This is a genomic window from Clostridium sp. JS66, from assembly GCF_033561535.1.
GTDB classification, from domain to species: domain Bacteria; phylum Bacillota; class Clostridia; order Clostridiales; family Clostridiaceae; genus Clostridium_AM; species Clostridium_AM carboxidivorans.
Map to the genome: position 1 here is coordinate 5044145 of NZ_CP131467.1, position 24354 is coordinate 5068498.

The following is a 24354-nucleotide window of genomic DNA, read 5'->3' on the forward strand; positions in this document are numbered from 1 at the left end:
TTTTTATTCAAATTTCTATGCATTTACCATTTCATATATATCAAAATATCCTTCTACAAAAGATGGCTCTTCTAAAAATTCCTTATATAAGCTATCTTCATAATTCCATTTTATTTCTTGCATTATACTCATTTTTAAATCTGCAGGATAACATTGCAATAATTCTGATAATAACCTAATCTCTCTTTTTCCATGTTCTTTATTATTCAGATAGTTCAATGCATTTTTAGCAGTAAGATATAGTCTAGAATGACTTTCACTTTCTATTCTTTCTTTCAGTTCATCACTTATATTCTCATCTATAAATATATTTTCTGGCTTTATTAGAGGATTTTTATTATTTTCTAAATAATTATAAAAATCTTGAGCAATGCTTGCACCCAAATTTCCCTTTACAACATTATAAAATATTCTAGAAGGTATCTCATTTTTACTATTTAAATAGACTCTATAAGCTTTAGACACTCTTTCCCAGCTTCTTGGGGTAGCCTTTATATATTCTTTTGAATTTGGAGTACTCAAATATTCAGGAAAGTTTGCTATAAACTCCAATACCTCTTCATGTATGTTAGTTTGTCCATTTTTATCATCTTCCTTCATTCCCCACTGAAGCCATGACCTGGCATCTGCTTCCATTTCAATCCAAACAAATCTATCTTCTTGTGCAGGATCCATATCTACTACTTGATAATCTGTATTGGCAAAGTTATCATATTTATTAGATGGATTCATAGCAGCTATAACTTTTACATTATCATGTAACCTATACCCATTTATTTCTCTGTTTAATATTATATTCATAAGCTCTTGCTGTACACTATGTTCACATCTATTTAGTTCATCGATGAACAACAATATTTTTTTGTTAGGATCCTTTTTCAAAACATTGTGTATTTCTAAAAGTTTTGTATGTATTGCGTATATAGTCTTTTTTCTTATTTCTACATTTCCATCCACATTTACCTTATATTCTTCAACTGTAGGTAACCCTCCAATTTCGCCCTCCTTAAGCATATTGCCATCTATGCCTATACTATAATAATTATGTATTTGTGCTAAACTTTTAACCAGTGCAGTTTTTCCTATACCACTTTCACCTACAATCAAAGGTACTGAGTCACTTTTAATAACTAATTGTACTGTTAATAGTGCATCCGTAAAATTCATTTTCATTTCTCCTTTCCTTTATTTAAATTTTCATATCATACTTGACTTTGTAACGTAGAAAGTAACATTTTAATTAAAAATTATTTGATATTGAAAGTTTATAATCTAAAAGTGCAGCTTTAGCCTTCATGCTGCCATATTTATATATAAATTTAATCTTATCAATTTTTAAAGTACTATCTTTTATAAAATCTATAATATAATCCTTATTAACATCTTCTTTTTTAATTTTATCTTTAATAATTTCTTCTATATCAACTTGAGAAATTTTATTATCTACATATTTTAGAACTTTAATGTTATCTTCAATAAAATTTCTCCACGCTTCTTCTGTTATATTTTCAATAAACGTTACAGCCTCTTCATTTTTAGATACAGCTATTCTTTGAACTTTCATAGATGGTTCTTTTATATACTTTATGGCATTCCACTCTATTTCAACTGCTCTAACCTTTACTGTCTCCGTTGGCTGTTCTATATACTTAATAGAATCCCAATCTTTTTCTACTGCCATAATTTGAATTTCTTCAGGTGGATCCTTGTAAAATTGAATGGCCCATCCTTTTTGCTTTATAGCCTTAACTAAAAGTTCTTTAGATGGATTTTTGATATATTTAATTGCATTCCAAGCTTGTTCCACTACAAAGCTACACATTTCCTCTGTTGGTTCCTTTATGTATTCAATAGCCCACTTATTGGACCTTAAGGCTTCATTTTGAATTTTAATTGTAGGATTTGCTATATATTTTAAAAGCATGCCATCCTTTTTTACAGCTATCATTTGCATTTCCTCTGTAGGATTATCAATAGACTTTATGTAATATGGATTATTTATAAGTACTTTCAAAATATCTTCTTTTTCATTATTCATGTAACCTCTCTCCTATCTTAATATATTTACAAAACAACCACTGTTTGCTATTTTACATTTATACTTTATTATTTTAAAATCTTTATATACAAATATATTTAAACTGTAAAAATTCAACAATCATGTTTCTCTATTTCTCCTTAATTTTATCCCAATATGCTTTGCTTATTTGCTCCATTTTATTATTACCAAAGCTATAATATTGTTTAGTATTTACATTATTTGGGAGATATTGTTGTTCTACATAACTATTTTTATAATTATGCGGATATTTATAATTTTGCATTCTTCCCAAGACCTTTGCACCTTCATAATGTCCATCTTTAAGATATAAAGGTATTTCTCCAACGTCTAATGTTTCTAGGTCTTTAAGTGCAGAATCAATAGCTAAAATTGCTGAATTAGATTTAGGTGCTGTAGCTAAAAGTATAACAGCCTCTGAAAGTGGTATCCTTGCTTCAGGAAATCCTAATTGTAATGCTGAATCAATACAAGCTTTCACTATGGATATAGCTTGAGGATAAGCAAGACCCACATCCTCTGAGGCAATAACTAAAAGTCTTCTGCATATTGAAGCTAAGTCTCCTGCCTTTATAAGCATTCCAAGATATAATATTGCTGCATTTGCATCGCTGCCTCTTATAGATTTCTGAAATGCACTTAAAATATCATAATGACTATCTCCATCTCTATCATAATTTAATATTTTCTTCTGTGAAAACTTTTCTACAGAATCCACTACAATATGAACTTTATCTTCTCGTAAAGAATTAGAATATAATATTAACTCTAATATATTTAAAGCTCTTCTCAAATCACCTTCGCATAGTTCTCCTATATAATCTAACGCTGCTTCATCATAACTTATAATTTTCCCAGGAAAATCATCTTTGATAAGTTCCAATGCTCTTTTTAAACCTTGTACTATATCTTCCTTAGTAAGCTTCTTAAATTCCAATACTATAGATCTACTTAAAATAGCTTTAAATATATAAAAATATGGATTTTCCGTAGTACTGCCTATTAATGTTATTTGCCCGTTTTCAATAAATTCCAATAAACTTTGTTGAATTCTTTTAGTAAAATGATGAATTTCATCTATATAAAGAATTACACCATTATATCCCATTATGGTATTTAAATCCTTTATAATATCCTTAATATCTTTTAAGGAATCTGTTGTAGCATTTAATTTGTAAAACTTTTTTCCTGTAGCAGAAGCTATTATATTAGCTACAGTAGTTTTTCCTGTACCTGGAGGTCCATAAAAAATCATGTTCATTAGATGACCTGAACTTATCATATCTTGAAGTATTTTTCCTTCTCCTAATAAATGCTTCTGTCCTATTACTTCATCTAAATTTTTAGGTCTTATTTTATTGGCTAAAGGATTCATATATGTGTCTCTCCTCTATTTCTTATTGTTTTTTAGCAGAAATTTATCAACTGCAAAATCTATTATTCTCTCACTAGTTTTAGTAAGCTTCTTACCTTGTTTCAAAATCATATGAGATGTGCCTTTTATACCTGAAATAACTATATTTTTTTTATAATTTTCTGCAAACTCTCTTATCTGTTTTCTTGTGGCCCCTAATTTTATAGCTTGATTAATAGCTCTTTCATAAGTCCATTTGTTTTTATCCACATTATCCTCTATTGCTCCTCCTACAAACTCCATAGTCAAATCAATAGTACTTCCAACCATATCCCAAGGTGCCTTTATTCCATTTATAATCAAAAAAGCTTTTTTATGAAATTTTATAGTCTCTGCTAAATTAAGCCAAACATAAATATTCTCCGGACTCTTTTTCACTAATTCTTGTGCCTTTTCAATATCAGATACTCCCGAAACTAAATCATCTATTGCTGTTGCTATTGGAAGTTCTTCAAATTCTTTTTTTACCTTTTGAATGTTATTTAAATCTTTAACTTCTTCTTTTCTTTTTATTTTTGAAATTTCAACTTGTTTTTTTAGCTCCTCTGTTGCTTTTTTTCTTCTTTCACTTTCATTTATTTTTTCCTCTTTTATTTTTTTCTGTATATTTTCTTTCTTTATTATTAAATGTGCTCCTTTTTTATCATCTATATTTTCAAGTTTCTTATTTAAACTTTTAATATTCATTTCCAAATAACTGCACTTTATTTTTTCCTTGGTAGAACTCCCTACAATATTGCTTATTTTTGACACTTTCTTTATAAGGCTCATAGTATCACTCCCAAACATATCTCGTGTAGCATAGACTACACGAATTCATTTTACTTGTTTTGTACACTGATTACATATAAACAATGTACTCTATATTTTTTCATATAATTTTCCTCTAAGAACCTCTAATTGCTCTTTGAGTTTTCTGTTCTCTTCTTGAAGTTCTTTTATCTTTTTATCTTTAGCCATTATGATAATATCTTTTGATTTATCAGTTTTATCATATTTAAGTTTTTGCCTTATAACTTTTTCCGTCTGTTTATCTCTAAGTTCTTCAATTCTTTGTTTAATTTCAGCGTTGTTATATAAAAAAGTTTTAGATACACCACTTAAATTACAGACACTATTAAAGTTAACTTTTTTGCTTTTCAAAGAAAGTTCTCTAATAGCTTTATCAACCTTTTCTAAAGTAATTTTGGTTTTTTCTTCAGCATATTTCTTTAATCCTTTTGTACTCCCTGCCATTATAAAACTTCCTCCCTTGACTTACCGTTCTTATGAACAATTTTCTGTTCTTTAACTCTCAATAAAGTATCTTCTAACAGTTTTAAATATGTTTTATTCTTCTCTGCCCAAAGTTCTCTACCACATCTTTCACTAACTTCTATTTGCTTTTTAGTATGTTCAATTTCCTCTTCATATTCTGGTATATTTTCAACTGTAGTACAGAAACTAGCACAAGTTAAACAATGATTCATTTGTTGTTTACAAAGCAATTTAGAAGGTTTAAAACATACTCCGAAAGGTACTCTTACAGCATCTAGATTCTTTTTAACGTATTCATATCTTATAAGATTTTCACCATCATCTGAGTTTAAATCTATTTGTTCAAGTTTATTGGTTTCAGTGTTAACCCTAAATAGGTCTAAATCCTCTGTATTCTTCCATTTCTCGTAGAGAGTATTTTCAGTCACAGTGGCATAATGAACAGTCATTTGAAGACTTTGATGTCCTAATATTTGCTGTATGATACTGATACCCATACCTTGTTCTACATACTCCTTAGCTCTTGTATGCCTTAATGAATGAAGTCTAAAATGATATAATTCACCATTAATATCTCTAATATCTTTTTGTTTAATAAGTTTTTTTATTGTATATAATAAATTTGATTTTGCTAATGGTTTGCCTTTTAACTTGCCTTTATAAGTATTAAATAAATACTTCTTAGGATTATTTTCTTCTGTACTTAATTCTTTAGCTTTAACAATAGCCTTCTGAACCATTTCAGCAACCTTATTCCTAATAGGAATTTTAAGTTGTGATATACCTGTCTTAGTTATTTCACCACAAAGATAATAATTGTATTTTTCTTCCTTTTTATTCCATATTTTCTCTAAGCAGTTATGATATTTAAGATTTAATATATCAGTACCACGCCAACCTGTTTCTCTAAGAAGAATATAGATAGGTATATATTGTGGTCTATCTAAATCCATAATATTGTCATCTAACTGCTTTAAAATAGGCTCTGGAACGAATTTAACTCTTCTCATTTCATCTTGTACAAATTCTCTTCTTGGAATATCATCTTGAAATATTAAAAATGATACTTCTTTTTTGGGAGCTTTATCATATTGTGCCATTTGAATATATTCTAAAAATGTTCTTACAAAGCTTACATACTTTGAATTTTCTGTTATATTTTTACCTTTTCTATTGTTGCCTATATAGTACAAATATTTTTCTATATCGTTTCTATTTAAATTTTCAATAAAACCATCACCATAATCACTGGAATAAAAATAATTGAAGAAGTAGCTTAAATATTTTTCTGTGTTATAACAAGTCATCCAACTTTTTTTAGTAATAATGGTTCTGAAATACTTTTTTACAGTTTCTCTATAATACATGGGTATATAACTAAAATTAATTGCATTATAATTACTATGACTTGCGCCACTTGCAGGGATTTTAGCACCTTTAATATTCTTTGAATACCATATATCTTTCTCAATTTCTTCTCTGTCATCATAGAAATCTTCAATAAAATCTACTAAATATTCTATAAATCCAACATATTTATTTCCAAATTTATTAGTTTTTAAATTCTTTGAATTTAAAAATAATATCCATTTCCTTTTTAACTTTTCTTTATTTGCACCAAGTAGTGATTGTTCAGTATAAAAATCAGAAAATATCTTTATCACTGGATTTAAATTTCTCATATGATGATGAGAAATAAGTTTATTTTTAAATGAATATATAAAGTAATATTTTACTTCATTTATTAATGTTTTATTTTTAATACTTGAAAAATCTATATATCTAGCACTTTGAGATTTTTTACCAACAAAAAACTTTTCTTCTAAGTCCCATTTGTCATTTTCTAACCAATATCCATTGTTCTGTTGTAAATACTCAATTATTTCATTATATTTACTTTGTTGATTACTTTTTATAAGTTGTAAATTATCCACTTTACTCTTCTCCTTCGTTATAAATATCTAAATCCAAATTAGGTTGAGTTTTATTAAACTCTTCCGTTATTTCTTTATCCGAAGGATGTATATAAGTATTCATAGTAGTATAAATATTTTTATGGCCGGCTCTTATTCTTAATAATTCTGGTTGCCAATTGGCCATTCTAAGAGTAGTTAATGATGTATGTCTGAACATATGTGGTGTAACATATATTCCTGTTTTCTTTTTAAGATTCCTAAATAAATTATCTACATCCGTATAATTCATAGCTTTATTTTTATTTTGTCCATTTATCTTTATGAAAATATGATTAGTTTCTACTTCTTCATTATGATATTCAGCTATATATTCCATAAACATGTCGGCTAAATTTTGTGATATATCTATTCTACGAGGACTTGATACAGTCTTAATCTCTGCATTATTTTCAAGCTGTCCTCGATCTTTTAAATCAATTACCATATCACTTATATCAATATCTTCAATCCATAATGATAAGGCTTCGCCTATTCTCATTCCTGTTTCATAAAGCAATGATAATAAAAACCTGTCTCTTAAATTATTACAAGCTCTAACGAGCGTTTCTATTTCACTTTTAGTAAGTGTTTTTGGTTTACTATTAGGAACTTTTAATTTAAGAATATTACTGGTTACTTTTTTCTTACCATATGCTATTCCATATAAAAAACCTTTAAAGTTTCTGCTTGAACTTGTAACAAACTTTTTAAGTCTTTCAGATACATCATTACTGTATTCTTCATGCCTTAAAATATAATCATAGAACATCAATACAGTATCAACTATAATATTTACTGTTCTTGGACTTCTTGCAGTATCTACTGGTGTTGTAGGTATTACTTTTAAACTCTTATACGGATTTTGTAACCAATTAACAAACAATGATAAATCATCAATAGTGACCTTCTGAAAATCTAAATTATTCTGCTCCAAATATTCAAAGTATAACTTTAAGTGTTGGCAATACATTCTTAAAGTATTTCTTGCATAGTTAGTATTATCCTTAAACCTAATAAATTTCAAAATAGACTCTACTGGTGATCCATTATTATATGCTACAAAATACCTCTCTTTATCATCTTCTGTCTTTACTTTTACTACATCCATTATTTTATGTATCCTCCTATATTTCGATTAATCTCTACATATAGTTTACTATAATTACTATAAAATATACAACAATATATTTAGTAATCACTGTTCTATTCTCATATAAAAGTAATACATAAAATACTATTTAATTATCTACACTATATTACCTGTATAAATAATAATATTATAATTTATTTTTAACAAGCAATTGATATAAAATAAAATATCAAGAACTATTTAGCTCTTGATATTTATCATAATCTTATTCACCCTTATAACAATTTACAATTTCTCCATAATATATAGTATGATAATTCTCACCATTATAAATTTCCTTTTCCGTATTTTTATCCATAGAATCAGAACTTATAGTATTTTTATATAAAACCTTACATTCATATTGTATTGCCTTACATTTTATAACTGGAGTAAAAGTGCTTTTACCTTCTTGTATTTGTAAATTACACTGCTTAAATTTATCTATATCCCTTCCTGATTTTGAACCACAAACACCTAATGCTTCTTTCATAGCGTCGTTTAGTGGAATTGTTACTGTAAATTCTCCTGACTTCTCTATAAGCTCACGAGTATATCTTGATTCCCTAATCATTACTGTAAGCACTGGCTTTTTCCACATAAATCCAATACTTCCCCAGCTTATAGTCATAGTATTTAACTTATCTTCACTTTTACAAGTTAAAAATGCTCCACCCTTATGTAAGCATTCCATAGCCCTATCTAAATCATTTGTAAAATCCATAGTTTATTCCTCCTTGTATTAACTTATTGATCTTTTTCGTATTCTTTCTTTCTGTTTTTAAAATATACTATTTTTAGATCACACAATTTAGCAATGTCTTTTGCCACATTAAAATTACTTCCAATAGACAGTGTATTATGTGCATCTGAACCAACAGTTATATTTTGTCCACCAAGCTCTCTAAATCTTTTATATATAGGTATTATGTTTTTTACTGCATTTTCATCATTAAGTCTTCTAGTATTAAGCTCCATACATTTGTCTGTATTTATCAAAACTTTTAATATTTCATCAATAATATCTGAGTATTCCTCATAATATATTTCCTTATCTTCATATTTAGCATACCTTGAAATATAATCTATATGTCCCATACTATCTATAAAATCATAGGTCTTTATAGATTCTAACATGGACATAAGATACTTTTCATATGCTTCTCTTTTATTTTTTCCTTTATAATATTCTTCATAATAAATATCTAAATTATTCACTAAATGTACAGATCCTATTATATAATCAAAAGGATTATTCTTGGCAACCTTCTTACTTTCCTCAATACAATCTTTCTTCATTCCAATTTCAACGCCAAGTAAAAGGTCTTCACCTCTGTATTTATGATACTCTTCAAAATACTGTGCTGCATCAAAACAAAACAGCCCCTCCTTAGGAAATTTTAAATCCATGTGTTCAGTTATTATCATGGATATATTTCTATTTTTAGCACATTTTATAGCATCTTCTATTTCCATTTGGGAATCTGAAGAAATTTTTGTGTGTATATGAGTATCAAACATTTTAAATACCTCCTGTTCATTATAAAAACATAACCACAATAGACATTGTAATCACTGCTTCCTTCATAAAATTACACTTTAATTAGATTTTACACTTTCATATAAAAAAAATAAAGCTAAATAATATGAAACTTTTAGCCAGTGATTAATTTTCACTGGCTAACTTTAAAATAAACTTTTAATTAATTTTAAAGTTTTTAACTACAGCATTCAATTCTTCTGTTAAATTACTCAATTTTTCTGCAGATGCTAAAACTTCACTGAGTCCACTAGCCTGCTCTTGTGATGATGCACTGACCTCTTCTGTAGATGCTGCCGTATCTTCAGCAATTCGAGCTAAACCTAAAAATGCTTCTACTATATTTTCTCTATCTTTACCAACACCTTCTAATTCGCTGCTTACTTTTTCTATGCTGCTTCTAAGTATTTTTGAGTCACTTTCGATATCCTTAAATGATGAATTAGTTTGATGTACACTTTTTCCTGTTTCCATACCTATTTCTGTAGAATAATGAATTTTATTCAAAACAGCTTTTACACTGCTTTCAATTTTGTTTACTATAGCATTAATTTCTTCTGCTGATTGTCCTGATTGCTCTGCTAATTCTCTTACTTCTTCTGCCACTACTGCAAAACCTTTTCCAGCCTCACCAGCTCTAGCTGCCTCTATACTAGCATTTAGTGCAAGCAAATTAGTTTGTTCTGTTATTTGTTTTATAGTTTCAGTTATCTCATTAACCTTTTTAGAATTTTCAGCAAGCACGTTTACCTCTTCTAAAACTTCTTCATTGGATTTAGCTGTTTTATCAAAACTAACTACTAGCTTACTTATATTTTCTAAACCCTTTTCTGTAGAAACTTTAACCCTACTAGAAGCTTCTATCATATGTTTTGAATCCTCCAAGCATCCTTTTACTTTTTCTCCTAAAAGTTCAGCTAATTTAGAGCTATCCTCCACATTTTGTGCTTGATTTGAAGCTCCATTAGCAATACCTTGTATTGATTTAGCTATCTCTTCTCCTGCACCAGTAGATTGTTTGCATATATCAACCATAGCTTCTGTAGATTCTTTTATACGTTTGGAACTTGCAACAGTTTCTTTAATTATTTCTACTACTTCACCGATCATTAAATTCAAAGATTTTGTTATAGAATGTATTTCTGTACTACACTTTACATCTTCATCTATTTTTTCTGTAAAATCTCCCTTGCTAAGCTTAATTAAACTTCTTTCAATATCTTCTACAGGCTTAGTAATAGATTTAGAAAATAAGTTTCCAATTACTATTGCTAAAATGATAACTATTAATGCTATAATACATATCATTTTTATAATACTATTTATTTTAGAATTAAACTCTGTTTCAGGTATAAAGCCAAGTATTTTCCAGCCAGTTTCAGCATTTTTCAAACTATATACAAAATAATTTGTACCGTTTATTTTTTCAAATACTCCAGTTTTTCCTGAATTAACAACATCATTTATCCATTTTTGATCTTTAGAATTTTTTCCAATAAGGGAAGAATCCTTATGTGCTATTATTGTTCCTGTTCCATCAACTATTGCTGCATAACCTGAATCACCTATTTTTGAATTAGCTACTTGTTGAGCAATTTGAGTAAGCTTTATATCTATTCCAGCTACTCCTATGACTTGTCCACTAGCATCCTTAACTGACTTTACATAGCTTACTACATATTGTCCTTTATTAAAGGCGTCTTCATAAGGATCTGTAAGGAATATCTCTCCATTTTTGGATACCGCTTGTGGATACCAAGGTCTCTTTCGTGGATCATAGCCTTCTGGCAAATTCTGCTTAGGTTGTACAAGCATTCTTCCGTCACTTACACCTAAATAGGCAGCACTTACTTCCTTATGACTTTGTGCATAAACGTTATTAAAATCAAGAATTGAGTTGGCAGCATTAGTATCTTTAAGAACATTTTCATTATTAGTGTTTTTAGATATCATGTCCACCGACTCTCTGCTGCTTTGATCAACAGACTTAACTGTTTCATCTATTTTAGCCAAAGTGGTATATAAATAGTCGTTAAATGTACTGCTAAAATTTTTCCTTACATAATAATAATTAAAAAAAGCTATAATACATTGAGGTATTATTGCCATAAAAATTAATATTGCTATAATTTGCGTGTGAAGCTTCATCTTTCCTTTCATAAACCTTACCCCCATAATATTAATTATTAAACAAAATTTTTACTTAATATAAGCACATTGCGAAGCAAAGCTTCGCAAGTTAAGAGTTCATAGTGATTGTAATTTCTGCTACAGCCAATATACTTTTTACTCTTCCTTGGAGTCTATGTACATACACACATCAGCAAAATTTGAAATTAAATCAGCAATTCTTTGTACCGTTTCTTTAGTATCACCCTTTAATAAATCTATTGCTAACTCTTCATTATGTGATATGAACTGATACACATTTAAAGTTATATAATCTCTAATTTTAAAATATAAGTAGTCTTCCTCTAAAGCAATGATTCTTTGAGGTAGTTCTGTAATAGACGTATATCTTTCTATAAATGCTAAATCATTTTTATCTAAACTTTTGCCACTTTTAAATATTATTTTTTCATTTTCTATACTAGTTTCGGACTGTTGTTCCATATAAACAATAATATCATTAATTTTCCCTGGTTCGGGGATTTTTTCTTCTTTTCCCCATGCATACATAAAATCTAACTCTTTGTTCCAAAGGCTTCTAAAATAAATAAGCTCTGCTTCCAAGTAAATTGAATATTCTTTTACCTCTTTTATTTTTTCTTTTTTATCTCTTAATGTATTATAAATACTTTCATGCCAGTAACTTTTAGCTGTCACTATTGGCTTTGCCGACAATTCTACTAATTCTGATATTATTTCATTTTTATCTTTATTTTCAGAACTTCTTGCCATTTATAATTCCCCCTACATTAATATATATTTTTATCGCCATATTTACATAATATCACATTTTTTGAATTATCGGATGATTTTTTATTTTATTTATAATAAAATTTTATGACCTAAGATTTTATACTCAATCTTAGGTCATTAGCATTAATTCCTAATGTATACTTTGTACTTCTTTTCTTTCTGGTTTTTTGTTGCATATTTTTTGCCTTCTTTTTTCAAGTTCTGTTGTTATGTCTTCTATTTTTATTCCCTGTTGTACCATTAAAACTACAACATGATAAAGCAAATCACTTATTTCATAAACTGTTTCATCCTTACTATTATTTTTAGCTCCTATAATAACTTCAGCTGTTTCTTCCCCAACTTTTTTTAAAATTTTATCTATTCCTTCTTTAAAAAGATAACTTGTGTAAGATCCTTCTATTGGATTTTCTCTTCTATCCTCTATTATTTCATAAAGTTGTTGTACTATGTTCTTTAATTCCATTTTCATTTCCCCCTTTTAAATTATTTTTTTAAATGGAAACATTTCTATAAAAACAGGTTCTGTTCCCTGTATGACAAGCAGCTCCTATTTGCTCTACTTTTATGAGAAGAGTGTCTTCATCACAATCCACATAAATAGCTTTTACATATTGATAATGTCCTGATGTTGCTCCTTTGTTCCAGAATTCACTTCTAGACCTACTCCAAAACCAAGTAGTTCCAGTTTCAATAGTCCTTTTTAAAGATTCTTCATTCATATAAGCAAGCATAAGTACTTCATTATTTTGAAAATCTTGAACTATTGCAGGAATCAATCCATTACTAAAGTTTAATTTTGTAAAGTTCACCTTATCTATTTTTTCTAAGTTTTGCATAATGTTACCTCTTTGCTACAATAAATCTTTACCAGATTATTTCTACAAATAACTAATATATAATTTAATCTCTTATTTCTATATTTTTTTCCTTTAAATATTCTTTAACTTGTTTTATACTTAATTCTCTATAGTGGAAAAGTGAAGCAGCTAATGCTGCATCTGCACCTGAATTAGCAAATACTTCATAAAAATGTTCTAAAGTTCCACAACCTCCTGATGCTATTACAGGAATGTTTAATCCGTCTGTTATAGCCTTAGTAAGCGTTATGTCATATCCAGCTTTTGTTCCATCTGTATTCATGCTTGTTAAAAGTATTTCACCAGCTCCAAGACCTTCCGCCTTTTTCGCCCACTGTACAGCGTCCAAACCTGTATCTATTCTTCCACCATTTATAACAACATTCCAACCTGTTTTATCTTCTCTCATTTTAGCATCTATAGCTACTACCACACACTGACTTCCAAATCTATCTGCTGCATTTTTTATAAGCTCTGGATTTCTTATTGCTGCTGAGTTCACAGATACTTTGTCAGCACCTGCTCTTAAAATGTTTTTAAAATCCTCTAAATCTCTTATACCACCGCCAACTGTAAGAGGTATAAATACTTTTTCTGCTGTTTTTCTAACTACATCTATCATAGTCTTTCTTCCTTCATGTGTAGCAGTTATATCAAGGAACACAATTTCATCTGCACCTTCCTTGTTATAAGCTTCTGCTATACTTACAGGATCTCCTACATCCTTTAAATTTACAAAATTAATTCCTTTTACTACTCTTCCCATATTTACGTCTAGACAGGGTACTATTCTCTTTGTAAGCACAATTGTCACCTCTTTTCATACCTATTAAATCTCATCCATAATTTCCTGCAACTTTTCAATGAAGAAGTCCATTTCCTCATCTGATCCTATACTTATTCTTAAATAATTGTTTATTCTCTCTTTACTAAAATACCTCACTAGCACACTTTTTTCCCTTAACTTAGTAAATAAATCACTAGCAGCATAATCCTTATGTGTTATAAAAATAAAATTAGCCTTTGAAGGTACTACATTAAATCCTAAAGAATTTAATTTTTTTATAATTCTTTCTCTTGTGCTTATTACCTTTGTTACACACTGTGCAAAATACTCTTTGTCCTTTATTGCTGCCACTGCTGCTGCTGCTGCCACTCTATCTATGGTATAAGAGTTAAAAGAATTTTTTACTCTATTTAACCCTTGTATAAGTTCTTTATTCCCCATGGCAAAACCTACACGAATTCCTGCTAATGACCTTGATTTAGAAAGTGTTTGTATTACCAAAAGATTATCGTACTCTTTTATAAGTCCAACTACTGAATTTCCACCAAAATCTACATATGCTTCATCAATTATAACTACTTTATTAGAATTGTAATTTAAAATTCTTTTTATAGAATCTGTATCAAGACACCTTCCTGTAGGTGCATTAGGATTTGGAATAATTACTCCTCCATTTTTTTCTGCAAACTCACTAACTGGTATAGAGAAATCATCTTCTAATTTTGCAAGCTTATAATTTAAATTATATAACCCAGCATAAACAGGATAAAAGCTGTAACTAATATCAGGAAAGATAATAGTCTCATTAGTGTTAAAAAAAGTTAAAAATGAAAAAGCTAAAACTTCATCAGAACCATTACCTATAAAGATTTCATCTTTGCTTAAATTATAATATTCTGCAATAGCTTTTCTAAATTCATCACAATCAGGATCTGGATACAATCTCAAGTCTCCATTAGCTGCATTTTTTATTGCTTCTAACACTTTAGGTGATGGAGGATATGGACTCTCATTTGTATTCAATTTTATGTATTTTTTATCCTTAGGCTGCTCCCCACAAACATAAGGTTCTATACTTTTCGTAATTTCACTCCAATACTTGCTCATAATTCAAAACTTCCTTCACTATTAATTATTCAATATTAACTTCTAATTTTCTATTTCTAAATTAAATGCAGTTTTAACAAATAGTTATTTGCAAACTTTTATTGCTTCTTTCAGATCTATATTTCCAGAATATATAGCCTTACCTGTGATAGCTCCATAAATGCCCATTTCATTTATGATCTTTAAATCTTCTATATTTTTGATTCCACCAGAAGCTATTATATTGCAGCTTACACTATTTTGTATTTTGCCTAATTGTTCTAAATTAGGCCCTTGAAGTGTTCCATCTTTACTTATATCAGTAAAAATGATAGTTTTAACCCCTATTCTCTCCATCTCTTTGGCAAAATCTATGTAATCTATGCTGCTTATATTCATCCAACCATCTACAGCTACTTTTTCATCTTTTGCATCTATCCCTACTGCTATTTTTTCTCCATGTTTTTTAACTGCTTCAGTTACTAGATCAGAATTATTTAAAGCTGCTGTACCCAATATAACTCTGCTTATTCCCTTAGTTATGAGATAATCTATCTTTTCCATATCTCTTATTCCGCCGCCAACTTCTATAGGCAATTTCACTTTATCTATTACATCTAAAATTTTATCTATATTCTTCATGGAACCTTTAACTGCTCCATCTAAATCCACCATGTGAATGTATTCTGCCTTACAAGCTTTAAATTCCAACGCTGTTTCCACAACATCCCTAGCTACTACTTCAGAAGAATCCATTTTTCCTTGATATAACCTTACACATTTTCCATCCTTTAAATCTATAGCTGGAAGTATTATCACCAAAAACACCTCTTTCTAAATTAAACTAGCAAAATTTTTTAGAATTTTTATACCTACATCTCCACTTTTTTCTGGATGAAACTGTGCTCCAAATAAATTGCCTTTGCTTACAACTGCTGGTACATCTATTCCATATTTGCTTGTAGCATTCAGTATTCCACTTTCTTCTATCTCTGCATAGAATGAATGAACAAAATACACATAACTTTCTTCATCTATTCCATTAAGCAAAGCACATTGTTTTTCCATTTTAAGACTATTCCATCCCATATGAGGTATCTTTATGTCTCCATACATCTTTTTTATAGTTCCTTTAAAGAAGCCTAAACCATCACAATCTCTTACTTCTTCTCCCTTTGAAAATAAAAGCTGCATTCCAAGACATATACCAAGGGTAGGTATTCCTTTATTCACAGCTTCTTTTAAAGCTTTATCTAGAGATTTTTCTTTTAAATTTTCCATAGCATCAGGAAAAGCTCCTACACCTGGAAGAATAACACCATCACTTTTTAGTATTTCTTCTATGTTTGAAGTTATTACAGCTTTCTCGCCTATATATTCTAAAGCCTTTTGAACACTTCTTAAATTTCCCATTCCATAATCTATAATTGAAATCAATATATTCACACCTCTTTCACTATAAGCTTCCTTTTGTGGACATAACTCCTTTTATTCTTTCATCCTTTGTAACTGCTTCTTTTAAAGCCTTTCCAAAGGCTTTAAATAAAGCTTCGATCATATGATGACTATTTTTACCATAAAGTATTTTTTCATGAAGAGTTATGCCAGCATTAAAAGCCACTGCTCTAAAAAATTCTTCTACTAACTCTGTATCCATTTCTCCAACCTTATCTGAATTAAATTCAGCATCAAATACTATATATGGTCTTCCGCTTATATCCATTGAAACCATAGCCAACGCCTCATCCATAGGAATAAATACTGTTCCATATCTTTTTATACCACTCTTATCTTCTAAAGCCTTTTCTATGCATTTTCCAAAAGTTATACCTACATCTTCAACAGTATGGTGAGGATCTACATAAAGATCTCCCTTTGCTTTTATCTTAACATCCATTAATCCATGCTTTGACATAAGACATAGCATATGATCAAAAAACCCTATACCTGTATCTATATCATATTTTCCACTTCCATCTAAATTTATCTCTATACTTATATCTGTTTCTGAAGTTTTTCTATCTATTTGTGCTTTTCTCATACTATCACCTTCTATGCTCAACTTTTTCTAATTATATTAATCTTCCATTCTTACCTTTATAGAATTTGCATGAGCTGTAAGCCCCTCAGTTTCAGCTAATTTTATAACCTTATCCCCTACATCTAACAAAGCTTCTTTTGAATATCGTATAAAACTGCTCTTCTTTACAAAGTCATCTACCGAAAGAGGTGAGAAAAATCTAGCAGTTCCACTAGTTGGAAGTACATGGTTAGGCCCAGCTATATAATCTCCCAATGGTTCTGGTGCAAAATATCCAAGAAATATTGATCCTGCATTTTTTACATCTCCTAAACTTAAAAATGGATCCTTTATACATAACTCTAAATGTTCTGGCGCTATATCATTTGACATTTCAATAGCTTTTTCTATGCTGTCAACTATTATAATAGCTCCATAATTTTTAAGAGAATGTAATATTATATCCTTACGGCTTAAATTTTCTACCTGTATCTTTAATTGCTCTTTTACCTTTTCTGCTAAATCTTCTGACGTTGTTATTAATATAGAGGATGCCAGCTTATCATGCTCAGCTTGAGACATCAAATCTGCTGCTATATATTTTGGATTAGCATTTTCATCTGCTATAACCAATATTTCACTAGGTCCTGCTATCATATCTATATCTACATTTCCATAAACACTTTTCTTAGCCATAGCCACATATATATTTCCAGGTCCTACTATTTTATCAACTCTCCCTATAGTTTTTGTTCCAAAGGCTAATGCAGCAACAGCTTGAGCTCCTCCTGATTTATAAATCCTATCTACTCCAGCTATATCTGCTGCTACTAAAATATTAGGATTTATACTTCCATCCTTTGATGGTGGGGTTACCATAGTTATACTACGAACTCCAGCTACTTTAGCTGGAATTGTATTCATAAGTACTGATGAAGGGTAAGCTGCAGTTCCTCCCGGAACATATATTCCTATCTTTTGTAATGGTCTTATCTGTTGTCCCAATACAACTTCCTTTTCATTTGTAATCATCCATGAATTTCTTTTCTGTTTTTCATGAAAAAACTTTATATTTTTTACAGCTAAATTTATAGCATCAATAAATTCTTTATCTACATTTTCATAAGCTTCATCTATTTCTTCTTTGGTTACACAAATGTTTTTTATATCTATATTTTTACTATCAAACTGATTTGTATAAGAAATTAAAGCCTCATCACCTTTTTCTTTTACATCTTTGAGAATTATTTCAACTTGTTTAGTTACTTCTTGATGTACTGACTCTTCTCTATTTCGCAAGCTTTTTAAAAAATCTTTGCCAGCTTTTGTATTTCCATATATGGTATTTATAATACTCATGTTTATTACCTCCAAAGTCATGAATTAAAGATATGTTAAATTAAACTCTATTATTCTAATACTAATTCTCCTAATTTCATCTCAGTTTGAAGTAACTCCACTATTTCTTCTATTTCCTTTTTCTTCATTTTCATACTAGCTATATTTACCACTAATCTTGCACTAATATTGCATATATCCTCATATACAACTAAGCCATTTTCTTTTAGTGTATTCCCTGTTTCAACTATATCCACTATAGCATCTGCTAATCCTAATATTGGCGCTAATTCAACAGAGCCTTCTATTTTTATAATTTCTACATCCTGACCCATTTTTCTAAAATAATTTCTAGCTACATTAGGATACTTTGTAGCTATCTTTTTTCTGTTATATCCTTCATAAAAATTTGAATTTTTAGGTCCCGCAACTGCAAATTTACATTTCCCGAATTTTAGATCCAACACTTCATAAAAATTTCTATTCTGTTCTAACAATGTATCCTTTCCAACTATGCCCATATCCACTACTCCATGTTCTACATATGTGAGCACATCTGGAGCCTTTACTAGAACAAAATCTATATTAAACTTATCATTATGGAATATTAATTTTCTACCCTTATTCATTAGATCACTACAATCTATACCTGACTTATGAAATATATCTACAGCACACTTTTCAATTCTGCCCTTTGTTAAAGCTATTTTAATTGTTTTTCTATTCACCATGCTAAACGCTCCATTTCCACAATCTGTTCTAAATTATAATAAACTCCATTTCCTTTTCTTTTGCATATTCTTCAGCTTCTTTTTGAGAGTCAAATAAACTTAATTCTGCAATACTACCATCTTCTCTAAGTTTTAAAGCCTTATCATAAGCTTTCTTAAAATCTGCATTCTTATAATAAATTAAAATCTTTTTTACTTTACTCTCATTAATTTGTCCAGAATTCTCCAAAGCACTTATAATACTATCTACATTTACTGCAAAACCAGTAGCCTCTTGCTGTTCACCAAACTGTTTTATTAAGTTATCATATCTTCCTCCACTTAATATATTTCCTCCAACACCTTCTGCATATCCTCTGAAAATTATTCCCGTATAATAATTTAAGTAATGCACCATACCTAAATCTACTGATACATAATTTCCTAATCCTGCATCCTTTATTATTTCATATACTGCTTTTATATCATTTATTGCTTCTAATGCTTTTTCATTATCTGTAACAGTACAAACCACATCTAGTATGTCCATATTTCCAAATAACTTTGGTAATTCCTTTAATATCTTTAACGTATCTTTATTCATACTATTTCTATTTTTATCTAAAAACTCACTTAAAGCTGTGAAGTTTTTGTTTTCTATATATACTCTAAGTTTTTCCTTTTCTTCATCATCTATATTCACGTCTTCTATGATAGCTTTAAAAAATTCAGCATGACCAAGCTCTACTTTAAAATCCTCTACTCCACAATTTATCAAAGCTGTTATCCCTGTAATTATAGCTTCTGCATCAGCCTTTAAATTTTTAACTCCAATAATTTCAATACCAGACTGAGTAATTTCACTGTTTTTTCCATTTAAACTTTCATTTACTCTATAAACATTTGATGTGTAACATAATCTCAATGGATGGGTAACTTCCTTTAACTTTGTAGCAGCTATTCTAGCTATAGGCGTTGTCATATCCGGTCTAAGCACTAATATCCTTCCATGATTGTCAAATAGCTTATACATTTTTTCTTGAGCTAAAGTAGAACTTTCTCCACTAAAAACATCATAAAACTCCAAAGTAGGAGATTTAACTTCCAAAAATCCGCTGCATGTATAAGTTTTTCTAAGTATATTTTCTATTTCTACTTTTCTTGTACACTCTTCAAACAATGTATCCTTTGTTCCTTCTGGAATATATCTTTTCCAACTTATCATATATTTCACTTCCTCGTTTTATTACGTTATCAATTTACCATGCTAAACTGCTAAATTTTTATAATGTTATTGTAACAACTTATACTGAAAAAATCAATACCTAAAAAAAACTTTTATTAATATAAAGGATTTTAACTTTATAATTCTTGCGTATTATTAATTAGATAATGCACATAATAAAAAGACATAGTAACTTTATTAAAAATTTGGAGGTTTTTTATAATGCTAACAGGTGTAGTAAAATGGTTCAATGATGAAAAAGGATTTGGTTTTATATCAGGAGAGGACGGAACAGATGTATTTGTTCATTATTCTGCTATAAAGGAAGAAGGAAAAAGAAAAGATTTAAGTGAAGGACAACAAGTTCAATATGATGTAATAGAAACACCAAAAGGACTGCAAGCTTCAAATGTTCAAAAAATGTAATTAGCATAATACATCAAAATAATGGGATACTTCGCTTAGTATCCCTAAATTAACTTACATATGCTTAAAAGGATAAAGATCAAAATTCTTTATCCTCATTAATTTTATTTATTACACTATTTATTTTTCATCATCTGGATTTCATGTACGATTTGATTAACTGCTTTAGCTACATTTTCTTTCGAAGTAGCAATATTCATTCTCACATAATTATTAAAGCGTTCCCCTCCAAACCATTCTCCAAAATCTAAGGCCAATTTACATTTTTCTTTAATAAATCTTTCCACATCTTCACCGTCTATATAGCTGCCCAAGTTAATCCAAAGCAAGTAAGTTCCTTCCAGTGGAGATATTTCTACAAGTGGTAATTCTTTATTAAAGGTTTCTTTAATATATAAATAATTTTCCTGAATTTGCTTTAATATTTCTTCCAACCATTCTCTTCCGTTTTCATAAGCACTTTGTACTGCAATATATCCAAATGTATTTCCACTTGGAATACGAATACATTGTACAAAATTATCAAAAGCTTTACGAATTTCATGATTTGGGATAATAACAAATGAATTTTTACATGCAGCAAGGTTAAAAGTTTTTGTTCCAGCCGTAAGAGTAACAATGAAATCATAGTCACTAACATCAGCAGTTGGAATATGCTCATTTTTACCTATTACAATATCTTGATGAATTTCATCTGAAATCACTTTCACATTGTGTTTTTTACAAATGTTTATAAGACTTTGAAGTTCATCCCTTTTCCAAACCCTACCTACAGGATTGTGTGGTGAACAAAGAATAAATAACTTCACATTATTTTTTATAATTTTATCTTCGAAATCTTTAAAATTAATAGTATAGTTTCCATATTCATTAATCAAATCGCTTTCTATCAATTTTCTGCCATTATTTTTCACCGCATCTAAAAATGGATAATAAACAGGTGTTAATACAATAACTGAATCATTTGTTTCTGTTAGTATCTGTATAAACCAATTAATAGCTGGGACAACACCTGGAGAATATCGAATCCATTCCTTGTTAACCTCATAGTTGTGGTAAGTTTTTTCCCAGTTAATAAAGGATTGTTTATATCCTTCTGGTTCTTTATAGTATCCTAAAACTCCAAATTCTAAATATTCTTTGAGCTTCTCAGTAACACAATCACACACTTGAAAATCCATATCTGCCACCCATAAAGGCAGTAAATCTTTCTTTCCAAACATGGATTCCAGTCCATCCCATTTGGTACTATCTGTTTGTCTTCTTTCAATATATTTTAACAAATTAATCCCCTCCCACATCATTATACATTAAAAAACTAACAGCCGCATTTGCAAGTACAGCTGCAACATTTCCTAATATATCTTCATCTATACAAAAATTAGAACTATGTAAACTAAAAGTTCCTACTTTATTTTTTGGCGCACAACCTACAAAAAAGTAAACTGATTTAACTTTTTGAGAATAATGATAAAAATCTTCCCCACCAAGATTACTCTCCTCTAACATCTCTACGTTTTCTTTTCCTACAATTTCTTCTGCTGATTTTTGAAAAATTCTGTTGCAATATTTATTATTAATAACAGGCTCTACTCCATGATAACATTGTACAATCACTTTTGCACCATTAGCTGCTGCAATATGTTGTGAAATTCCCTCTACCCACTGAACCATGGACTCCATTCCATTCATAGTGGTATGTCTTAAGGTTCCTCTTAATATGCATTCATTTGGTATTATATTTCCCTTGTCTTTAGGACCAGCATGAATAGAGCCAATTGTTAATACCGCTGCATCATCAGGCTTCATTTTTCTGGATATAATTTGCTGTAAACTCATATAAATCTGATTTGCAACAGCAATAGGGTCTACACAATCTTGAGGCCATGAACCGTGTCCACCTTTTCCAATTACCCTAATAGATAAAGGTCTTGCAGCTGAAAATGCATTTTTTTCAGGAATAATTATTTTTCCAGTATCATATTGTGGAAACCCGTGTGCACCTAATACAATATCTACTTTTGGGTTTTCTAATACTTTTTCTTCAACCATTTTTCTAGCACCAGCTGCAATTTCTTCAGCTGGTTGAAAAACAAATTTTACAGTTCCTGAAAAACTTTCTTGCAGCTGAGTTAAAATCATCGCCGCACCTAATGTCCAAGTAATATGTGCATCATGACCACAAGCATGCATTTTCCCTTTTTCTTTTGAACAATATTGCAAGACATTGTTTTCCTCAATTGGAAGGGCATCCATATCAGCTCTTATCATCACACACTGATCACTTTTTCCCTTCTTCCCCTGTAAAGTGGCTATAATACCAGTCCCTCCAGCATAACCAGTCGAAATCTCCATACCCTCTAATTTTTTTAATTCATTTATAATCATTTCTGAAGTGCGATATTCTTCAAATGCCAATTCCGGTGTTGCATGCAAACTTCTTCTAATTCCAATTAATAAATCTTGTATCTCTTTTGAAATGTTTTTTATTTTATTATTCATAATTCTATTTACCTCATAAACTCAGCCCTTGATATTATATGAACTTTTTCTATAATTGCTCAATAAATTACTAATTGACATTAATAAATACTTCCTCTAAATATCACTTTTCGTATAATCCTTAGAAATCATTATTCATGGACATACCCGCTCTAGTACATACACTTTAAAAAACGTATGTACTAGAGCGGGTAGTCATCTGATAAAGGCAGGTTAATACTGCCTAAAGTATATTCATAATTTTCATAAATGTTAATTAGCTATTTTAGCATCCTTTGGTTTCTCACTAAAGTCCATACCATACCACTTTTGATATATCTTCGCAAGTGTACCATCCTTCTTCATTTCTTGAATAGCTTTTGTAACAGCTTTATTTAATTTTTCCGAATTAGCATTGCCTTTTACAAATGGATATGCCTTTGCTCCAACTGTAACATTTTCTTCAACCATTCTTGCATCAAGAAGTCCATTTTTAATTTTATATGCCGCTTCACCTGCAGAGTAAATCATAGCATCAACTTTTCCTTGACGAAAAGCTTCAAATAATAAATCAGAACTATCATATGTAACTAAGTTGATCTTAATTCCTTGTTCCTTAGCAATTTGTTGAAATAGGTTTCCACCATTTGAACCTGATGAAAATCCACAAGTCATACCAGATATATCCTTTAATTTTTTGATATTAGTCTTATCTGAATGTACAACTAATTTTTCTGGAATATATGCATATGGTTCCGAAAAATCATACTTGGCTTGACGTTTAGCATTAATTGTAATGGTATTTCCTACTGTATCTGCTTTACCAGAATCCAAGTATCCAAATAAAGTATCAAAATCACCAGTTACAAATTCAACTTTAATACCAGTTTTAGCAGAAATAGCATTCCAAATATCTACTTCATGACCTTTATGTACTCCATTTTCTACATATGAATTAGGTACTGAAGATGAACCAGATGCTACAATAATTTTTGCAGGACCTTTAGTTTCTTCTTTCTTTTGTGAATCATTTTTTGTACTTCCACATGCAGTCATACCAAAAATCATACAAGCACATATTGCAAATGAAAGTATTTTCTTAACGTTTTTCATATTTTTCCCCCTTATTTTTTAATATAAATTTA

Annotated in this window: 25 protein-coding genes; 1 reads left to right on the plus strand and 24 read right to left on the minus strand. The window is 29.5% G+C overall.

What is annotated here, in order from left to right:
• Positions 1–15: 15 nt before the first annotated feature.
• From Q6H37_RS23280 to Q6H37_RS23380, 21 genes are all read right to left on the minus strand, one after another.
• Positions 16–1167, minus strand: a complete 1152-nt coding sequence (locus Q6H37_RS23280) for an ATP-binding protein (protein ID WP_318736950.1) — start codon at positions 1165–1167, stop codon at positions 16–18.
• A gap of 73 nt (positions 1168–1240) precedes the next feature.
• Complete coding sequence (locus tag Q6H37_RS23285; protein WP_318736952.1) at positions 1241–2038, minus strand: hypothetical protein; 798 nt, start codon at positions 2036–2038, stop codon at positions 1241–1243.
• A gap of 130 nt (positions 2039–2168) precedes the next feature.
• On the minus strand, positions 2169–3434 hold the full coding sequence (locus Q6H37_RS23290; protein ID WP_318736954.1) for a replication-associated recombination protein A: 1266 nt from the start codon (positions 3432–3434) through the stop codon (positions 2169–2171).
• 15 nt (positions 3435–3449) lie between these two features.
• On the minus strand, positions 3450–4244 hold the full coding sequence (locus Q6H37_RS23295; RefSeq protein ID WP_318736956.1) for a hypothetical protein: 795 nt from the start codon (positions 4242–4244) through the stop codon (positions 3450–3452).
• A gap of 90 nt (positions 4245–4334) precedes the next feature.
• Positions 4335–4709 carry a DUF6262 family protein gene (locus tag Q6H37_RS23300; RefSeq protein ID WP_318736958.1) on the minus strand — a complete coding sequence of 125 codons (375 nt, stop codon included), beginning with the start codon at positions 4707–4709 and terminating at the stop codon, positions 4335–4337.
• Positions 4709–6664 (minus strand): tyrosine-type recombinase/integrase, encoded by a 1956-nt coding sequence (locus tag Q6H37_RS23305; RefSeq protein WP_318736959.1) that lies wholly within the window; start codon positions 6662–6664, stop codon positions 4709–4711. Before Q6H37_RS23305 ends, Q6H37_RS23300 begins: the two co-directional genes overlap by 1 nt.
• Before the next feature lies 1 nt (position 6665).
• Positions 6666–7793, minus strand: coding sequence for a tyrosine-type recombinase/integrase (locus tag Q6H37_RS23310; protein WP_318736961.1), 1128 nt, complete (start codon positions 7791–7793; stop codon positions 6666–6668).
• A gap of 247 nt (positions 7794–8040) precedes the next feature.
• Entirely contained in the window at positions 8041–8538 is a 498-nt protein-coding gene (locus Q6H37_RS23315; protein ID WP_318736963.1) for a flavin reductase family protein, read from the minus strand.
• A 23-nt stretch (positions 8539–8561) separates the two neighbouring features.
• Positions 8562–9335 carry a histidinol phosphate phosphatase gene (locus tag Q6H37_RS23320; protein ID WP_318736965.1) on the minus strand — a complete coding sequence of 258 codons (774 nt, stop codon included), beginning with the start codon at positions 9333–9335 and terminating at the stop codon, positions 8562–8564.
• A 178-nt stretch (positions 9336–9513) separates the two neighbouring features.
• Positions 9514–11514, minus strand: coding sequence for a methyl-accepting chemotaxis protein (locus tag Q6H37_RS23325; protein ID WP_318736967.1), 2001 nt, complete (start codon positions 11512–11514; stop codon positions 9514–9516).
• A gap of 126 nt (positions 11515–11640) precedes the next feature.
• Positions 11641–12255 (minus strand): hypothetical protein, encoded by a 615-nt coding sequence (locus tag Q6H37_RS23330; protein WP_318736968.1) that lies wholly within the window; start codon positions 12253–12255, stop codon positions 11641–11643.
• Positions 12256–12406: 151 nt separating this feature from the next.
• Entirely contained in the window at positions 12407–12742 is a 336-nt protein-coding gene (hisE, locus tag Q6H37_RS23335) for a phosphoribosyl-ATP diphosphatase (protein ID WP_007061404.1), read from the minus strand.
• Positions 12743–12770: 28 nt separating this feature from the next.
• On the minus strand, positions 12771–13115 hold the full coding sequence (gene hisI / locus Q6H37_RS23340) for a phosphoribosyl-AMP cyclohydrolase (RefSeq protein WP_318736971.1): 345 nt from the start codon (positions 13113–13115) through the stop codon (positions 12771–12773).
• A 64-nt stretch (positions 13116–13179) separates the two neighbouring features.
• Positions 13180–13941, minus strand: coding sequence for an imidazole glycerol phosphate synthase subunit HisF (gene hisF, locus Q6H37_RS23345; protein ID WP_318736972.1), 762 nt, complete (start codon positions 13939–13941; stop codon positions 13180–13182).
• Between the two features lie 24 nt (positions 13942–13965).
• Complete coding sequence (gene hisC, locus Q6H37_RS23350; protein ID WP_318736974.1) at positions 13966–15030, minus strand: histidinol-phosphate transaminase; 1065 nt, start codon at positions 15028–15030, stop codon at positions 13966–13968.
• 84 nt (positions 15031–15114) lie between these two features.
• The gene (gene hisA, locus Q6H37_RS23355) at positions 15115–15828 is read right to left on the minus strand and encodes a 1-(5-phosphoribosyl)-5-[(5-phosphoribosylamino)methylideneamino]imidazole-4-carboxamide isomerase (RefSeq protein WP_318736975.1); all 714 of its coding nucleotides are present in this window, start codon (positions 15826–15828) and stop codon (positions 15115–15117) included.
• Positions 15829–15843: 15 nt separating this feature from the next.
• The gene (gene hisH / locus Q6H37_RS23360; RefSeq protein ID WP_318736977.1) at positions 15844–16455 is read right to left on the minus strand and encodes an imidazole glycerol phosphate synthase subunit HisH; all 612 of its coding nucleotides are present in this window, start codon (positions 16453–16455) and stop codon (positions 15844–15846) included.
• A gap of 10 nt (positions 16456–16465) precedes the next feature.
• Positions 16466–17050 (minus strand): imidazoleglycerol-phosphate dehydratase HisB, encoded by a 585-nt coding sequence (hisB, locus tag Q6H37_RS23365; protein ID WP_318736979.1) that lies wholly within the window; start codon positions 17048–17050, stop codon positions 16466–16468.
• Positions 17051–17086: 36 nt separating this feature from the next.
• Complete coding sequence (gene hisD, locus Q6H37_RS23370) at positions 17087–18388, minus strand: histidinol dehydrogenase (protein ID WP_318736981.1); 1302 nt, start codon at positions 18386–18388, stop codon at positions 17087–17089.
• A 50-nt stretch (positions 18389–18438) separates the two neighbouring features.
• Positions 18439–19098: an ATP phosphoribosyltransferase gene (hisG, locus tag Q6H37_RS23375; RefSeq protein ID WP_318736983.1), complete on the minus strand. Its 660-nt coding sequence runs from the start codon at positions 19096–19098 to the stop codon at positions 18439–18441.
• A gap of 28 nt (positions 19099–19126) precedes the next feature.
• Positions 19127–20302, minus strand: coding sequence for an ATP phosphoribosyltransferase regulatory subunit (locus Q6H37_RS23380; protein WP_318736984.1), 1176 nt, complete (start codon positions 20300–20302; stop codon positions 19127–19129).
• Between the two features lie 222 nt (positions 20303–20524).
• On the opposite strand from Q6H37_RS23380, the gene Q6H37_RS23385 reads away from it, so the two are divergent.
• Positions 20525–20728, plus strand: coding sequence for a cold-shock protein (locus Q6H37_RS23385; RefSeq protein ID WP_007061415.1), 204 nt, complete (start codon positions 20525–20527; stop codon positions 20726–20728).
• Between the two features lie 116 nt (positions 20729–20844).
• Here the strand turns inward: Q6H37_RS23385 and Q6H37_RS23390 are convergent, their stop codons facing one another.
• The 3 genes from Q6H37_RS23390 to Q6H37_RS23400 all read right to left on the minus strand — a co-directional run bounded on the left by Q6H37_RS23390 (position 20845) and on the right by Q6H37_RS23400 (position 24322).
• Positions 20845–22011 (minus strand): MalY/PatB family protein, encoded by a 1167-nt coding sequence (locus Q6H37_RS23390; RefSeq protein ID WP_318736987.1) that lies wholly within the window; start codon positions 22009–22011, stop codon positions 20845–20847.
• A 1-nt stretch (position 22012) separates the two neighbouring features.
• On the minus strand, positions 22013–23230 hold the full coding sequence (locus tag Q6H37_RS23395; protein WP_318736989.1) for a M20 family metallopeptidase: 1218 nt from the start codon (positions 23228–23230) through the stop codon (positions 22013–22015).
• Positions 23231–23482: 252 nt separating this feature from the next.
• On the minus strand, positions 23483–24322 hold the full coding sequence (locus Q6H37_RS23400) for a transporter substrate-binding domain-containing protein (RefSeq protein WP_318736991.1): 840 nt from the start codon (positions 24320–24322) through the stop codon (positions 23483–23485).
• Positions 24323–24354: the final 32 nt, after the last annotated feature.

Bases quoted from the DNA above. Each gene is read 5' to 3' on its own strand.
- Q6H37_RS23280 (WP_318736950.1), bottom strand. From the start codon at position 1,167: ATGAATTTTACGGATGCACTATTAACAGTACAATTAGTTATTAAAAGT.
- Q6H37_RS23285 (WP_318736952.1), bottom strand. From the start codon at position 2,038: ATGAATAATGAAAAAGAAGATATTTTGAAAGTACTTATAAATAATCCA.
- Q6H37_RS23290 (WP_318736954.1), bottom strand. From the start codon at position 3,434: ATGAATCCTTTAGCCAATAAAATAAGACCTAAAAATTTAGATGAAGTA.
- Q6H37_RS23295 (WP_318736956.1), bottom strand. From the start codon at position 4,244: ATGAGCCTTATAAAGAAAGTGTCAAAAATAAGCAATATTGTAGGGAGT.
- Q6H37_RS23300 (WP_318736958.1), bottom strand. From the start codon at position 4,709: ATGGCAGGGAGTACAAAAGGATTAAAGAAATATGCTGAAGAAAAAACC.
- Q6H37_RS23310 (WP_318736961.1), bottom strand. From the start codon at position 7,793: ATGGATGTAGTAAAAGTAAAGACAGAAGATGATAAAGAGAGGTATTTT.
- Q6H37_RS23315 (WP_318736963.1), bottom strand. From the start codon at position 8,538: ATGGATTTTACAAATGATTTAGATAGGGCTATGGAATGCTTACATAAG.
- Q6H37_RS23320 (WP_318736965.1), bottom strand. From the start codon at position 9,335: ATGTTTGATACTCATATACACACAAAAATTTCTTCAGATTCCCAAATG.
- Q6H37_RS23325 (WP_318736967.1), bottom strand. From the start codon at position 11,514: ATGAAAGGAAAGATGAAGCTTCACACGCAAATTATAGCAATATTAATT.
- Q6H37_RS23330 (WP_318736968.1), bottom strand. From the start codon at position 12,255: ATGGCAAGAAGTTCTGAAAATAAAGATAAAAATGAAATAATATCAGAA.
- hisE (WP_007061404.1), bottom strand. From the start codon at position 12,742: ATGGAATTAAAGAACATAGTACAACAACTTTATGAAATAATAGAGGAT.
- hisI (WP_318736971.1), bottom strand. From the start codon at position 13,115: ATGCAAAACTTAGAAAAAATAGATAAGGTGAACTTTACAAAATTAAAC.
- hisC (WP_318736974.1), bottom strand. From the start codon at position 15,030: ATGAGCAAGTATTGGAGTGAAATTACGAAAAGTATAGAACCTTATGTT.
- hisB (WP_318736979.1), bottom strand. From the start codon at position 17,050: ATGAGAAAAGCACAAATAGATAGAAAAACTTCAGAAACAGATATAAGT.
- hisD (WP_318736981.1), bottom strand. From the start codon at position 18,388: ATGAGTATTATAAATACCATATATGGAAATACAAAAGCTGGCAAAGAT.
- hisG (WP_318736983.1), bottom strand. From the start codon at position 19,098: ATGGTGAATAGAAAAACAATTAAAATAGCTTTAACAAAGGGCAGAATT.
- Q6H37_RS23380 (WP_318736984.1), bottom strand. From the start codon at position 20,302: ATGATAAGTTGGAAAAGATATATTCCAGAAGGAACAAAGGATACATTG.
- Q6H37_RS23385 (WP_007061415.1), top strand. From the start codon at position 20,525: ATGCTAACAGGTGTAGTAAAATGGTTCAATGATGAAAAAGGATTTGGT.
- Q6H37_RS23395 (WP_318736989.1), bottom strand. From the start codon at position 23,230: ATGAATAATAAAATAAAAAACATTTCAAAAGAGATACAAGATTTATTA.
- Q6H37_RS23400 (WP_318736991.1), bottom strand. From the start codon at position 24,322: ATGAAAAACGTTAAGAAAATACTTTCATTTGCAATATGTGCTTGTATG.